The 12,961-nt window shown below is 71.7% G+C and carries 13 protein-coding genes; 11 read left to right on the top strand and 2 right to left on the bottom strand.

The window, feature by feature from the left end; translation table 11 throughout:
• The first annotated feature begins 37 nt into the window (after positions 1 to 37).
• The 9 genes from Q9R26_RS18040 to Q9R26_RS18000 all read left to right on the top strand — a co-directional run bounded on the left by Q9R26_RS18040 (position 38) and on the right by Q9R26_RS18000 (position 7,607).
• The gene (locus tag Q9R26_RS18040; protein WP_182067218.1) at positions 38 to 553 is read left to right on the top strand and encodes a GNAT family N-acetyltransferase; all 516 of its coding nucleotides are present in this window, start codon (positions 38 to 40) and stop codon (positions 551 to 553) included.
• Positions 550 to 1,212: an HAD-IA family hydrolase gene (locus tag Q9R26_RS18035; protein ID WP_311228115.1), complete on the top strand. Its 663-nt coding sequence runs from the start codon at positions 550 to 552 to the stop codon at positions 1,210 to 1,212. Before Q9R26_RS18040 ends, Q9R26_RS18035 begins: the two co-directional genes overlap by 4 nt.
• Entirely contained in the window at positions 1,209 to 1,859 is a 651-nt protein-coding gene (locus Q9R26_RS18030; protein ID WP_311228114.1) for a haloacid dehalogenase-like hydrolase, read from the top strand. The genes Q9R26_RS18035 and Q9R26_RS18030 overlap by 4 nt, the downstream gene beginning before the upstream one ends.
• Before the next feature lie 46 nt (positions 1,860 to 1,905).
• Positions 1,906 to 3,627 carry an AMP-binding protein gene (locus tag Q9R26_RS18025; protein ID WP_311228116.1) on the top strand — a complete coding sequence of 574 codons (1,722 nt, stop codon included), beginning with the start codon at positions 1,906 to 1,908 and terminating at the stop codon, positions 3,625 to 3,627.
• A gap of 26 nt (positions 3,628 to 3,653) precedes the next feature.
• Positions 3,654 to 4,514, top strand: coding sequence for a hypothetical protein (locus Q9R26_RS18020; RefSeq protein WP_311228113.1), 861 nt, complete (start codon positions 3,654 to 3,656; stop codon positions 4,512 to 4,514).
• Positions 4,515 to 4,563: 49 nt separating this feature from the next.
• Positions 4,564 to 5,049, top strand: coding sequence for a luciferase family protein (locus Q9R26_RS18015; protein ID WP_311228112.1), 486 nt, complete (start codon positions 4,564 to 4,566; stop codon positions 5,047 to 5,049).
• A 190-nt stretch (positions 5,050 to 5,239) separates the two neighbouring features.
• Positions 5,240 to 6,172, top strand: a complete 933-nt coding sequence (locus tag Q9R26_RS18010) for an ABC transporter ATP-binding protein (protein ID WP_111031071.1) — start codon at positions 5,240 to 5,242, stop codon at positions 6,170 to 6,172.
• Complete coding sequence (locus tag Q9R26_RS18005; protein WP_259581618.1) at positions 6,169 to 7,032, top strand: ABC transporter permease; 864 nt, start codon at positions 6,169 to 6,171, stop codon at positions 7,030 to 7,032. Before Q9R26_RS18010 ends, Q9R26_RS18005 begins: the two co-directional genes overlap by 4 nt.
• A gap of 95 nt (positions 7,033 to 7,127) precedes the next feature.
• Positions 7,128 to 7,607 (top strand): hypothetical protein, encoded by a 480-nt coding sequence (locus tag Q9R26_RS18000; protein WP_182066937.1) that lies wholly within the window; start codon positions 7,128 to 7,130, stop codon positions 7,605 to 7,607.
• A gap of 12 nt (positions 7,608 to 7,619) precedes the next feature.
• Here Q9R26_RS18000 and Q9R26_RS17995 read toward each other — a convergent pair whose 3' ends face one another.
• The gene (locus tag Q9R26_RS17995) at positions 7,620 to 8,225 is read right to left on the bottom strand and encodes a dihydrofolate reductase family protein (RefSeq protein ID WP_262137523.1); all 606 of its coding nucleotides are present in this window, start codon (positions 8,223 to 8,225) and stop codon (positions 7,620 to 7,622) included.
• 104 nt (positions 8,226 to 8,329) lie between these two features.
• Here Q9R26_RS17995 and Q9R26_RS17990 point away from each other — a divergent pair, with 104 nt between their 5' ends.
• Positions 8,330 to 10,246 carry a family 43 glycosylhydrolase gene (locus Q9R26_RS17990; RefSeq protein ID WP_311228111.1) on the top strand — a complete coding sequence of 639 codons (1,917 nt, stop codon included), beginning with the start codon at positions 8,330 to 8,332 and terminating at the stop codon, positions 10,244 to 10,246.
• A 186-nt stretch (positions 10,247 to 10,432) separates the two neighbouring features.
• Positions 10,433 to 11,845, top strand: coding sequence for a GAF domain-containing serine/threonine-protein kinase (locus tag Q9R26_RS17985; RefSeq protein ID WP_311228110.1), 1,413 nt, complete (start codon positions 10,433 to 10,435; stop codon positions 11,843 to 11,845).
• A gap of 269 nt (positions 11,846 to 12,114) precedes the next feature.
• On the opposite strand, the gene Q9R26_RS17980 is transcribed toward Q9R26_RS17985, so the two are convergent.
• Positions 12,115 to 12,912 (bottom strand): SDR family oxidoreductase, encoded by a 798-nt coding sequence (locus Q9R26_RS17980; RefSeq protein ID WP_311228109.1) that lies wholly within the window; start codon positions 12,910 to 12,912, stop codon positions 12,115 to 12,117.
• Positions 12,913 to 12,961: the final 49 nt, after the last annotated feature.

Here is a 12,961-nt window from a genome sequence, read left to right as displayed (position 1 = left end):
ACGAGTTCTCCGGGCCGGCCGCCCCTATGCTCGGGCCATGCGGGGAACGACGATCCGACCGACCACGGAGGACGACTGGGAATCCGTGCGAGCACTGCGCCTGGAGATGCTCCGGGACACCCCGAAGGCGTACGGGGAGCGGCTCGCCGATGCGGAGCGGCTGCAGGAGCGGGAGTGGCGTCGACGTGGCCGCCGTGAGCACGACGTCGGCGGGACGACCCTCGCCGCGATCGGTGCCGACGGCCGGTGGGTCGGGACGATGGGGGTGTTCGTGCCCGGTCCCCGGGTCGGGCCGCTCCTGGTCGGCGTCTACGTCGCACCGTCGCACCGGGGTCGTCCCGCCGGGGTCGCCGACGCGCTGCTCGACGAGATCGAGCGGTGGGCAGCTGCGCACGGGTCGGCCCTACGGCTGCACGTGCACCAGGGGAACAACCGTGCGCAGGCCTTCTACGCCCGACGTGGCTACGAGCCGACGGGGGCGACCGAGGCGTACGTCCTCGAACCGAGCGAACTCGAGGTCGAGATGATCCGGCAGCTGCGGGGTTCGCTGTGACCGGCGGGACGGCCGGGTCCGCGGCGCCAGCCGTGCGGTGGCTGCTGTCCGACGTGGGCGGAGTCCTCGAACTCGTCGACGACGCCGCCTGGCCCGGGCAGTTCCGGGCGCGGTGGGCCGAGCGTCTCGGGATGACGACGGACGACTTCTCCGCTCGCCTGGTCGCAGCGGACCTCCCCGACGCCTCCCGACAGACCGGCGTCGTCGATCGCTACTGGGGCGCGATCGGGACGGCGCTCGGACTGGAGGCCGACCAGCTCGCCGTCATGCGGGCCGACTTCTGGGATGCATACTGCGGAACCCTGAACCAGCCGTTGTACGACTTCCTCGCCGGACTCCGGGGCACGATCGGCCTCGCGATCCTGTCGAACTCGGGCGATGGTGCTCGAGAGGAAGAGGAGCGGCGCTTCCGGTTCTCGGAGGTGTTCGACCCGATCTGCTACTCACACGAGATCGGTGTGAACAAGCCCGATGCCGAGGCGTTCCGCATCACGCTCGCGCGTCTCGGGGCGGACCCGGACGAGGTGTTCTTCGTGGACGACGTGCCGGAGAACATCGAGGCCGCACGTGCGCTCGGCATCGGGGCGCACCTGCACGTCGACACCGACGAGACGATCCGGGTGCTCGGTGCGGTCGTGCGGGGGAGCGGCCAGCAGTGACCGTCGGCATCGTGTTCTTCGACGTCGACGGAACCCTCGTCAGCCCCGGTTCCAGCAGCAGCTTCCTGGCCGCCCGGTTCGGGCACCAGGAGGCGCTCGACGACGCCGAAGCCCGCTACGCCGACGGCGACCTCACCAACCAGCAGGTCAGCGAGGTCGACGCACTCGGGTGGCGTGGCACGTCCGTCGCGACGGTCGACCGGTGGCTGGACGACCTGCCGGTGTTGCCCGGAACCGAGACCGTCGTCGCGTGGTGCCGTGCCCACGACGTCGAACCCGTGCTCGCGTCGCTCGCGTGGCAGCCCGTGACCCGTTTCCTCGCGGGGCGGTTCGGGTTCGTCCCGAACGGCGGGCCCCGAGTCGGCGAGCACGGCGGCGTCCACGACGGCACCGTCACCGAGCACTTCGACGAGTTCGACAAGCGGGACCGGGCGCTCGCGCTCGCTCGTGACCTCGGTGTACCGATCGAACACTGCTGTGCCGTCGGGGACAGTCGCTCGGACATCCCGCTCTTCCAGGCGCTCCCCAGTGCGTTGGCGCTCAACGCGAGTCCGACGGCACGCGCGGCCGCGAGTGACGTGATCGACGCGGATGACCTCTCGAGCATCATCCCCTGGCTCGACCGCTGGATCCGGGGACTCGCGTGATCGATCGACTCCGAGCCGGATACGGCATGATCGGTCCGTGTCTTCTGTGAACCCGACCGACGCGTACCGTGCCGCCCGCGACCAGCTCCTCGCCGCGGACTCTCCCGAAGCGGCACGCGCCGGGTTCCGCTGGCCGGACGTCGGCGACACGTTCAACTGGGCGACCGACTGGTTCGACGTCATCGCGACCGACAACGGCCGCACGGCGCTCTGGATCGTCGAGGAGGACGGTCGGGAGCAGCGGTTCAGCTACGCCGAGATGGCCGCACGGTCCGATCGGCTCGCCGCGCGCCTGCACGGCTCCGGCGTGCGGAAGGGCGACCACGTCCTCGTCATGCTCGGCAACCAGCTCGAGCTCTGGGAGACGATGCTCGCCGTGATCAAGCTCGGAGCGGTCATCCTGCCGACCTCGACCATGCTCGACACCGCCGACCTGCAGGACCGCGTCGACCGGGGCTCTGTGGCACACGTCGTCACGAACCGGGGCGAGACGCACAAGTACGACGACGTCCGCGGGTCCTTCACGCGCATCGTGATCGGCGGTCCCGCTGACGGGTGGACGGAGTACCCGGGCGACCTGGGCGAGCCCGCTCCCGCCGACGAGGTCCGTCCCCACGTCCTCACCCGCACGACCGACCCGTGCCTGGTCTACTTCACGTCCGGCACGACGTCGAAGCCGAAGATGGTCGTACACACCCAGACGTCGTACCCGGTCGGGCACCTCAGCACGATGTACTGGCTCGGCGTCCGACCCGGCGACGTGCACATGACGATCAGCTCGCCCGGGTGGGGCAAGCACGCCTGGAGCTGCTTCTTCGCGCCGTGGATCGCCGAGGCCACCGTCTTCATCCACAACACCGCGCGCTTCGACCCCGGTGCACTCCTCGCGCAGCTCGAGCGCGCCGAGGTCAACACGTTCTGCGCGCCGCCGACCGCGTGGCGGATGATGCTGCAGTCCGAGCTCGGCGCGAAGCCGCGGGCGCTCCGTGAACTCATCTCGGCCGGCGAGCCGCTCAACCCCGAGGTCATCGGCCGGGTCGAGGCGGCGTGGGGACTCACCATCCGCGACGGCTACGGGCAGACCGAGACCACCGCGATCATCGGGAACGCCCCGGGGGCCGCCGTGACGCCCGGGGCGATGGGCAAGCCGCTCCCCGGCGTGACCGTGACGCTGCTCGACCCCGTCACCGGCGAACCGGGCGACGAGGGGGAGGTCTGCCTCGACCTCACCGAGCGGCCCGTCAACCTGATGGCCGAGTACCTCGGCGACCCGGACCGCACGGCCTCGTCGATGCGCGACGGCTTCTTCCACACCGGCGACATCGCCGTCCGCGACGCCGACGGCGAACTGACCTTCATCGGCCGCACCGACGACGTCTTCAAGTCCTCCGACTACAAGGTGTCGCCGTTCGAGGTGGAGAGCGCCCTGCTGGAGCACCCGGCCGTGGCCGAGAGCGCGGTCGTCCCGGCCCCCGACGACGCCCGTCTCAACGTCGTCAAGGCGTACGTCACGTTGGCCACCGGATGGGAGGCGTCGGCCGACACCGCCAGGCAGGTCCTGGAGTACGCACGCACGGCTCTCCCCGCCTACGCGCGCGTCCGGCGCGTCGAGTTCGCGGAGCTCCCCAAGACCATCTCGGGCAAGATCCGCCGTGTGGAGCTCCGGGAGCGCGAGGAGCAGTCGGTGACCAACGGCACGCGTGCCGATGGCGAATGGCGCGACGACGAGTTCCCCGGCCTCCGCGCTCCCCGCCCGCAGGCGAGCTGACCTACGCGGGCACCAAGGCTCGGCACGTGGAACTGATCGAGGACGTCACACGCGGCGACTGGCTGCTGGCCCGGGCCGGCGCGTTCGCCACGTTCGGCGGCGTCGCGGGCACCGGGTTCGAGGCGTACGTACGGATCCTGCACCCGCTCCGAGCGGATCGCGAAGACCGTGCGACCGTGGACGAGTACGACGAGCACCCGGTCATCGAGTCGGCCGAGTGGCGCTGGGCCGACGTCGCCGAGCGCACCCGTCGGACGATCGCCCCCCTCGTGTCGTGGCGGACGCTCAGCGGTCGGGACGACGAGTCGGACCTGCCCTTCGAGGACGGCTGGGTCGTCCATCCACCCGAGGAAGGCTGGTACGAGCCGGCGCACCTCGCCGGGCTCACCGGGCTCCTCGCCGACGCGACGACGACGCCGGACGACCTGGTCGGGGCAATCTGGGACGGATGGGGCGACCTGAACGGGACGTCGACGCTGGGCTTCGGGTGGCAGGGGAGCGGCGAGCCGACGGAGGCCGAGCGCGCGGAGATGCAGGAGGACATGGCCTGGAGGCAGGCGCAGCACCGGCGGGAGCAGGCTGTGCTCCGGGAGTCGCTCGCGGGTCCGCGCTTCCTGTGGCCGGCCCGCGAGTGCTTCCTGCTCGCCATGTCCCTGCCGCAGCTCAGCGACCCGTCCTGGACGGACGACGCCCGCGTGGGCACGTCCGTCCACTTCGGGCACACCCCGCAGATGCTCTGGCCCGAGGGACACGAGTGGGTGCTCGCCACCGAGATCGACTGGGACTCGACGATCGTCGCCGGGTCGCGGTCGCTCATCGACGCGGTCCTCGCCGACGACCGGTTCGAAGCGTACGAGGTCGACGCGGACGCTTCCCCGTGCTCGTGAAGGTCCGAACAGGGGCGATGCAGCCCGGCCGAGACGGTATCGTCGAGCGATGATCAGGTCCATCCGCCGCGGCAAACGGCCCGCCGTATCCGACGCCGGTCCCCAGCGTCAGCTCACCGACCGCGCGACGCCGGAACTGTGGGGAGCGCTCGTCGGGAGTGCCGTCGCGCTGCCCGGCGTCGAAGAGGGGCACAGCCAGGTGTCGCCGGCTTCGTCACGCGCGTTGTTCCTGCGCGATCAGCGCGACCACCTCGTCCCGTGGACCTCATTGGCGCCGGATGGACGACTCGAGCCCGTGCACCTGCACGGTGTCGAGGACACCTCGGTCCACCTCTGTCTCCCGGTCGCACGGGGAGCCGAACTGACCGAGCTCGGCTGGGCGATCCCGCACCAGTACGAGGACCACGGAACCGAGTTCATGGTCTACGGGCCGCGCGACGTCGAGGAACTCGCGGTCGTGCTGTCGATCATCGAGGAGAGCCTCGCGTTCGCTCGCGACCCTGGCGACGAACGCCCGGCGCACCACCCCGCCTGATCACTTCGCGTCCAACGACACCTCTCGGCCGGCTGCGCGCGTGAACCGTCGCCCAGCGCGAAGAGCCGCGCGATCCCGCCCGTACCCGCGTGATCCCGCCCGGCGCCACCCCCGCGTCACCCTGTGGGAGCACACATCTCCCCCCAACGGCGGACGCGGCGCCGACGGCCCCTCCCGTAGCGTCGAGGCCGTGATCGAAGTCAGCCATCTCACCAAACAGTACGGTCCGAAGACCGCCGTGGACGACGTCTCCTTCGTCGTGCGTCCCGGCAGTGTGACCGGCTTCCTCGGGCCCAACGGCGCCGGGAAGTCCACCACGATGCGCATGATCATGGGGCTCGATCGGCCCACGTCGGGCAGCGCCACCGTGAACGGCCAGCCCTACACGAGCTTCCGCGACCCGCTCCGGCAGGTCGGCGCCCTGCTCGAGGCGAAGGCCGTGCACTCGGGCCGCAGCGCCTACAACCACCTGCTCTCCCTCGCGGCGACCCACGGCATCCCGAAGTCCCGCGTGCACGAGGTCATCGACATGACCGGCCTCGACTCCGTCGCGAAGAAGCGCGTCGGCGGTTTCTCGCTCGGCATGGGGCAGCGCCTGGGAATCGCTGCCGCACTGCTCGGCGACCCGAAGACGCTGATCCTCGACGAGCCGGTGAACGGCCTCGACCCCGACGGCGTCGTGTGGGTACGACAGCTCGCCCGCCGCATGGCCGCCGACGGTCGCACGGTGTTCCTCTCCAGCCACCTGATGAGTGAGATGGCGCAGACCGCCGACCGCGTGGTCGTGCTCGGCCGGGGCAAGGTCCTCGCCGACGCCCCGATCGCCGAGTTCGTCGCCGGTGGCGGCGCCGCTGCCGGCACCGATGCCGCCGTCAGCCGCGTCATCGTCCGCACGCCGGACCCGAACGGCCTGTTCACCGCGATCGGCCCGAACGCGGCGGTCACCCAGCGCGAGGACGGATCGTTCCTCGTCGTCGGGCCCGACGCCCCGACGGTCGGCAACATCGCCGCGCAGGCCGGCGTCCCCCTGCACGAACTCACCCCGACCGGCGCGAGCCTGGAAGAGGCCTACATGGCCCTCACCCGCGACGACGTCGAGTACCGATCGGAGGGCACCCGATGAGCGCCACCACCTCGCCCACCACGCCGTCGACCCGGATGAGCGGCTCGACCCGCCTGTCGTTCCCGCACCTGGTGCGGAGCGAGTGGATCAAGCTGCGCAGCATCCGGTCCACGTTCTGGTGCTACGCGATCCTGGTCGTGGTGACGATCGGCATGGCCGCGCTGGTCGGTGCGAACACGAACAGCGGCGGGCAGGACATGCCGACGGACATCGCCAACGGCACGTTCGTCAACGCGAACACCGTCGGCGTCCTGCTCTCGTCGCTCGTCGTCGGCGTGCTCGGCGTCCTCATCATCACCGGTGAGTACGGCACGGGCCAGGTCCGCTCGACCTTCACCGCCGACCCCCGCCGCACCGGCGTGATCCTGGCGAAGGCCACCGTGCTCGCCGTCACGACGTTCGTGGTCAGTGCCGTCGCCACCTGGATCGGCGTCCTCATCTCGCTCCCGCTGCTCGCCGGCAACGGTGTCGAGCCGGAGATCGGTGACCCGTCGGTCTTCATGCCGATCCTCGGTTCGTCGGTCTTCCTGACCCTGCTGGCACTCCTCGCCTACGGCATCGGTCTGCTCGTCCGTTCGAGCGCCGGCGGCATCGCGATCACGCTCGGCATCCTGTTGGTCCTGCCGGTCGTGCTGGGCCTGATGGCCGGGCTGATGAACGTCGAGTGGCCGACGAACATCGCGGCGTTCCTGCCCGACATGGCGGGCGGCCAGCTCTACGCCTACGCGTACGACGGCGCGAGCGAGGCCGACACCAGCGGAGTCGTGCTCAACGGATGGGGCGGTTTCGGCGTCCTCGCGGCCGAGGTCCTGGTCATCGGTGGCCTCGCCCTGACGCTCGCGCGCCGGCGCGACGTCTGACGCGACCACCCCACGGCCGGGAGGCGCGGTGCCGGCCGGCACCGCGCCTCCCGTCGTTCCGCGGTGCGGGTCCACCGCGTCACTAGGCTCACAGCGTGCGTTCCGTTCCCGCCCTGCTCCTGCCCGCGATCGCGGGTGTGCTCCTGCTGGCCGGCTGCGCCGGGCCGCCGCCCGTCGACGAGGCTGCGCTGCACGCATGGGAGAAGCGGCAGCGAGCGGTCGAGCCGGATGCCGAACTCGGCGTCCTGTTCGCCGCGGTGTCGCCCGGGGACGACGACAGCGACGACCCGGGCACGGGCGTCACCATCACGTTCCCGCACCCGGAGCCGGTCGACCACCTCGAGTTCTCGTGCTTCGGTGACGGGCACATGAGGGGCGCCTTCACCATCGGGTCGGCGGGCGCCGCACAGACCCAACCGACGGAGCCGATGTCCTGCCGGGACGGTGCACAGCGGATCGACCTTCCACCGGAGCTGCGTCGCCGAGCGGACAGCGTCTCCTTCAACGGGTTCGACAGCGACCGGGACAGCGCCTGGTACGTCCGGATCATCGCCACCGATCCCGACCAGGACTGACGCCCCGAGGGCTCAGGACCGCCGGACGTCGTACCGGTGCAGGGTGACGCCGTTGTCGTACCGCTGCTGCTCGAGCAGGTCGAGCTGCACGAGCGGCCGGTGCCCCGAGAGCGGCGGATCGAACAGCGGTCGGCCGGCGCCGAGCACCGACGGGTGCGTGAAGAGCATGACCTCGTCGAGCAGTCCGGCGTCGAGCAGTTGGCTCGCGATGCTCGGCCCGCCCACGCCGATGTCGCCCTCCCCGTCGGCACGGATCGCGGCCAGCTCGGCGATCGCGTCGCCGTCACCACCGATGACCCGGGTGTCGTGGTCGGCGGTCGTCCGGGTGCGGGACACCAGGACCTTCGGCTGCGCGGTCCAGATCTCGCCGTACTCGCGCAGGTACTGCGGCATCGACTCGTCGTGCCGGGCGTCCGGCCAGAACGGATCCATCATGTCGCGCACCACGCGGCCCTCGACGGAGAGGGTCATCGCGGCGGCCCGGGCGTTGAACTCGCGGTGCAGCGGCTCGTCGATCCGGATCCAGTCGGGTCCGTCCGGGCCGTCGTGCTCGCCGGGGGCCCGTTCGACGAAGCCGTCGACGGAGACGTTGATCCAGTAGACGAACCTCGCGGGCATGGCATGACTCCTTCGTCGAGCCGAGCGTACGCTCGCGCACGTCGCCCGTCGACACCCGCAGTCCCTCCAGCAGCACCTCCCTCAACGACGAGAGCAGGTCAGGCATGCGCCGATCGTCCACCGCACTCCTCGCCGTCGTGACGTTCCTCGGCGTCGCGACCACGGGCCTCCAGGCCGCACCGGCGGATGCGTCCGCGGTGCCGGGAGGGACCACCCGGGCGACCACCACGACCGTGGCGTCGAGTCCCGCCAGCCGGCACGGCCGCGTTGCACCCAGCCACCAGAACCCCGTCGCACTCAGCCTGCCGGACGGGCAGACGGCCGCGAGCTGCGCGGACCCGACGGTGATCCACGGAGCCGGACGCGACCGCAACTGGTACCTGTACTGCACCACCGACGCGCTCACCGCGACGGAGCAGAACCCGGACGGGTCCCTCGTGCAGCACGCGGTGCCCACCTACCGGTCGACCGACCTCACCCACTGGACGTACGTGAACGACGCGTTCCCGACGAAGCCCGCCTGGGTCGGCGACGCGAACGGGATCTGGGCGCCGGACGTCGTGTACCGCGCCGGAGACCGTGGCCGGGCCGGCACCTGGTACCTGTACTACGCGGCTTCGGACACCCCGTCGGCGACGGGACCGAGCGGCGGCGGCTCCGCGGTCGGGGTGGCGACGAGCTCGAGCCCGACGGGGCCGTGGAAGGACTCCGGCGGCCCGGTCGTGGCACCGCAGACCGCACCGAACGGCGACGGCGCGCGATGGGCGTTCGACCCCGAGGTCATCACGGACAAGGGGACGACCTACCTGTACTTCGGCAGCTACTTCGGCGGCGTGAACGTCCGACGAATCAGCGCCGACGGGCTGCGCTCCGACCCGTCGACCGAGCGGCAGATCGCGATCGACAACCGCTACGAGGGCGCGTACCTGATGCGGCACGGCGGGTGGTGGTACTTCATGGGCTCCGCGACGAACTGCTGCAACGGTGCCCTGACCGGCTACGGCGTCTTCGTCGCCCGTTCCCGCAGCCCCCTCGGACCGTTCACGGACCGCGACGGCGTGGCGATCACGAGCACCCGCGTCGGTGGCACGCCCCTGCTCGCGCAGAACGGCAACCGGTGGGTCGGGACCGGCCACGACACCGTGGTCACCGACTTCGCCGGCCAGGACTGGATCATCTACCACGCGGCCGACCGGAACGACCCGTACTACGCGGGGCAGCCGACGTACACGAAGCGGCCGGCGCTGATCGACCCGCTCGACTGGCGGGGCGGCTGGCCGGTCGTCCGCGGCGGTGCCGGTCCCTCCGACTCGGTGCAGCCCGGCCCCGCCGCGCAGCCGGGGCAGCGTGCCTCGTACCGGCCGCGTGCGGTCCCGGACGACGTGCCCGGGCGGACCATCCGCAGCTTGTCCAGCTCGTTCGACGGCACCACGCTGCCGCCTGCGCTCACCTGGACGCGGGAGCCCGACGCCTCGACCTGGACCGTCGCCGACGGCACGCTCCGGTGGCAGACGCAGGACGCCGACATCCACCCGCCGCAGACCCCGCTCGCATCGGTCCTGTCCGAACCGGCACCCCGCGGCGACTGGGTGGTCGAGACGACCGTGGGCGTCGACACCCCGGCGACGGGTGACGGCCGCAACTACGTGCAGGGCGGGTTGATCGTGTACGGGAGCGACGGCGACTACGTCCGGCTGACGTCGAACTCGATCTTCAACACGCGCCAGACCGAGTTCGGCAAGCAGGTGTCCGGGCAACCGGCCGGGGCACCGAGCTACGGCAACATGGTCGTCGGTCCGGTCGGGGACACCACCACGCTCCGGATCGTCCACCGCCAGGTCCGGGGTGAGGACCGGTACACGGCGTACACGAGTCTCGACGGGCGGCACTTCGTCCGGGGCGGCACCTGGACGGCGGACCTCGGCAGTGCGCCCCGCGTCGGGCTCATCTCGCTCGGGGGTTCCGGCTTCACCAGCACCTTCGAGGACCTCCGTGTGAGCACGGTCGCGACGCGTCGCTGACGGGGCAGACCCGCGGAACACCGGTGTTCGCACAATGAACCGCGGTCTGCGCGTGTTCGACCCGCGAACACCGGCGTCTTGCAAGCCGAACGGTGCGCGTTCAGCCGCGAAACGTCGACCGTCACCGAGATACCCGTCGGGATGCGAAGATGCATCGTTGGTGCCGGAGCCGAGAACGAGGGTTGGATGATCCCGACGGAAGACCACGACGCGAGCGCGCCGCTGCTCGACGGTCGGTACCGCTTGGAGCAAGCGATCGGTCAGGGCGGCATGTCCGTCGTGTACCGGGGCGTGGACGAGAGCCTGCACCGCCCGGTCGCGATCAAGCTCTTCCACGCGGGCATCGTGGACATCGCCCGGCAAGAGGCCGAACTCGGCGTGCTGGCATCGCTCGAGCACCACAACCTCGTCAGCCTGCTCGACGCCGGAGTCGTCACCGGGCAGGACGGCACGCGACAGCGCTACATCGTGATGTCGCTCGTCGTCGGGCAGGACCTCGAGGAGCGTCTGGCCGTCGGGCCCCTCGCTTCGCGGCACATCGCCGAGATCGGCTACGACATGGCCGAGGCCCTCGACTACATCCACTCCCACAGCGTCGTGCACCGCGACATCAAGCCGTCGAACATCCTGCTCGTCGACTACGGCAACGGTTCCGACCGCGCCCGCGCACGCCTGACCGACTTCGGCATCGCGCTCGCCGCCGGCGTCGAACGCCTGACCGCCGACGGTGTGACCACCGGCACCGCCGCGTACCTCAGCCCCGAGCAGGCGCGCGGCGGCGAGGTCGGCCCGCCGAGCGACGTCTACTCGCTCGGCCTCGTGCTGCTGCAGTGCTTCACCCGCCGCCGCGAGTTCCCGGGCTCGCTCGTCGAGTCCGCCGTCGCCCGCCTGTCCCGCGACCCCGTGGTCCCCGAGCCCCTGCCCGAGCACTGGAAGCACCTGCTCCGTGCCATGACCGCGCAGGACCCAGCGGCCCGTCCGCTCGGCGCCGAGCTGGTCACGATGCTCCGCGACGTCGTGATCGCCGAGACCGCCACGGCCGACCACGTGGTCGAGCCGACCGACGAGGCGGCCACGGTGCCGACGCGGCACGACACCGATCGCCCGGCGACCCTCGACACCCTGCCCGACGAATCGCTGCAGCGCACGACGGCGATGGCGGCCCGGCTCTTCGACGCACCGATCGCCCTGGTCGAGGTCCTGGACGAGGACCGCGAGTGGTCCCAGTCGTACATCGCCGAGGGCGTCGACGAGTCAGCCCGCAGCATCAGCTTCCGCAACGGCTTCGCGCCGGTCCCCGTCCCCGTCGTGATCCCGGACGGCTCCGCGCACCCCGAGATGCGGAACAGCCCCCTGGTCACCGGGCCGCTCGGCATCCGCTTCTACGTCAGCGTCCCACTCGTCAAGCACGACGGGGCGCCGATCGGGACCCTCGCCGTCCTCGACACCCGCCCGCGGCAGGCCACCGAGGACGACCTCGCGAACCTCCGTGACCTGGCGGCGCTCGCCGTCTCGCAGCTCGAGATCCGCCAGGAGTCCCTGCGCACGACCAGCGACTCGCTGCCGGTCCCACGCGTGGTCGGCGACCACACCGCCTGACGGGAGGCACGGTGCCAGCCCGCACCGCGCCTCCCGACCGAGCGGTGGTCGCGCCCACCGCCGCGCCGACGCCGTCCGCCGAGCGGTCACGTCCCGTCGCCTGGCGCGCTGCCGCGCGACGGTCCGTGGCCGCTCGACCACCTGCCAGCGGTGTGTCGTGACCACGCGCGGATCCGATGCCCGGCTGACCGACTCCTGCCGAGCGGGCGGAATGCCGGGGTGCCTGCGGGTGCCGACCCGGGTGTTCCGCCCGTTCGTGGTGGGCGCGCTCAGCCGAGGCGGGTGGCGGCGAGGCCGCCGTCCACGTCAATGGTCGCGCCGTGCACGAAGGTCGCCTCGTCGGAGGCCAGCCAGCGCACGGCGAACGCGACGTCGACCGGTCGGACGGGTGCGCCGGCCGGGGTGCCCGCCGTCATCTGCGCGAGGACGTCGTGCGAGTCCGCGTTGCCGGGCGTCGCGGTGGCGCCGGGCGACACCGTCGACACCCGCACGCCGTGGGGCCCGAACTCGGCTGCCCAGGCGCGTGTCAGTTGCTCGACGGCGGCCTTCGTCGCCGGGTAGAGCGCCGTGAACGGGACGCCGACGCGGGACATCCAGGAGCCGATGTTCACGACGACGCCCGAGCCGCGTTCGACCATCGCGGGCGCCAGCGCTCCGACCAGCACGTGCGGCGCGCGGACGTTCGTGGCCCAGAGGGCTTCGGCGTCGTCGTCGGCGAGCAGTGCGGTCGGTCCGACCGGGTAGACGCCGGCGTTGTTGACGAGGACGTCGACCCGGCCGCCGAGGACCTCGGTGGCGCGGGCGGCGAGGTCGCGGACCGCGTCGGGGTGGGTGTTCAGGTCGCCGATCACGGCCACGGCGGCGCCTCCGGAGGCGGTGATGACGTCCACCACGGCCTGCGTGCGCTCGGGGTCGCGGCCGGCGACGGCGACGGTGGCGCCGGAGGCGGCGAGGACACGGGCGACTGCTTCGCCGATGCCGCTCGAGGCGCCGGTCACCAGCGCGGTGCGGCCGGCCAGTCGGGCGTCGGTGGTCAGGGAGTCGAGGAGTGCTTCGTTGGTCTGCATGCTCCGATGCTCGGTCCGACGGACCCGGCGGTGATTGCCCAGGACTCCG

The sequence above is a fragment of the Curtobacterium sp. BRB10 genome (assembly GCF_031844325.1).
Classification (GTDB): Bacteria; Actinomycetota; Actinomycetes; order Actinomycetales; family Microbacteriaceae; genus Curtobacterium; species Curtobacterium poinsettiae_A.
Note: the sequence above shows the minus strand (reverse complement) of the source record. Positions and strands in the feature narration are given on the sequence as shown.

Excerpts from the sequence above, each read along its gene's own strand:
- Q9R26_RS18040 (WP_182067218.1), top strand. The coding sequence starts at position 38 with ATGCGGGGAACGACGATCCGACCGACCACGGAGGACGACTGGGAATCC.
- Q9R26_RS18015 (WP_311228112.1), top strand. The coding sequence starts at position 4,564 with ATGATCAGGTCCATCCGCCGCGGCAAACGGCCCGCCGTATCCGACGCC.
- Q9R26_RS18005 (WP_259581618.1), top strand. The coding sequence starts at position 6,169 with ATGAGCGCCACCACCTCGCCCACCACGCCGTCGACCCGGATGAGCGGC.
- Q9R26_RS17995 (WP_262137523.1), bottom strand. The coding sequence starts at position 8,225 with ATGCCCGCGAGGTTCGTCTACTGGATCAACGTCTCCGTCGACGGCTTC.
- Q9R26_RS17990 (WP_311228111.1), top strand. The coding sequence starts at position 8,330 with ATGCGCCGATCGTCCACCGCACTCCTCGCCGTCGTGACGTTCCTCGGC.
- Q9R26_RS17985 (WP_311228110.1), top strand. The coding sequence starts at position 10,433 with ATGATCCCGACGGAAGACCACGACGCGAGCGCGCCGCTGCTCGACGGT.
- Q9R26_RS17980 (WP_311228109.1), bottom strand. The coding sequence starts at position 12,912 with ATGCAGACCAACGAAGCACTCCTCGACTCCCTGACCACCGACGCCCGA.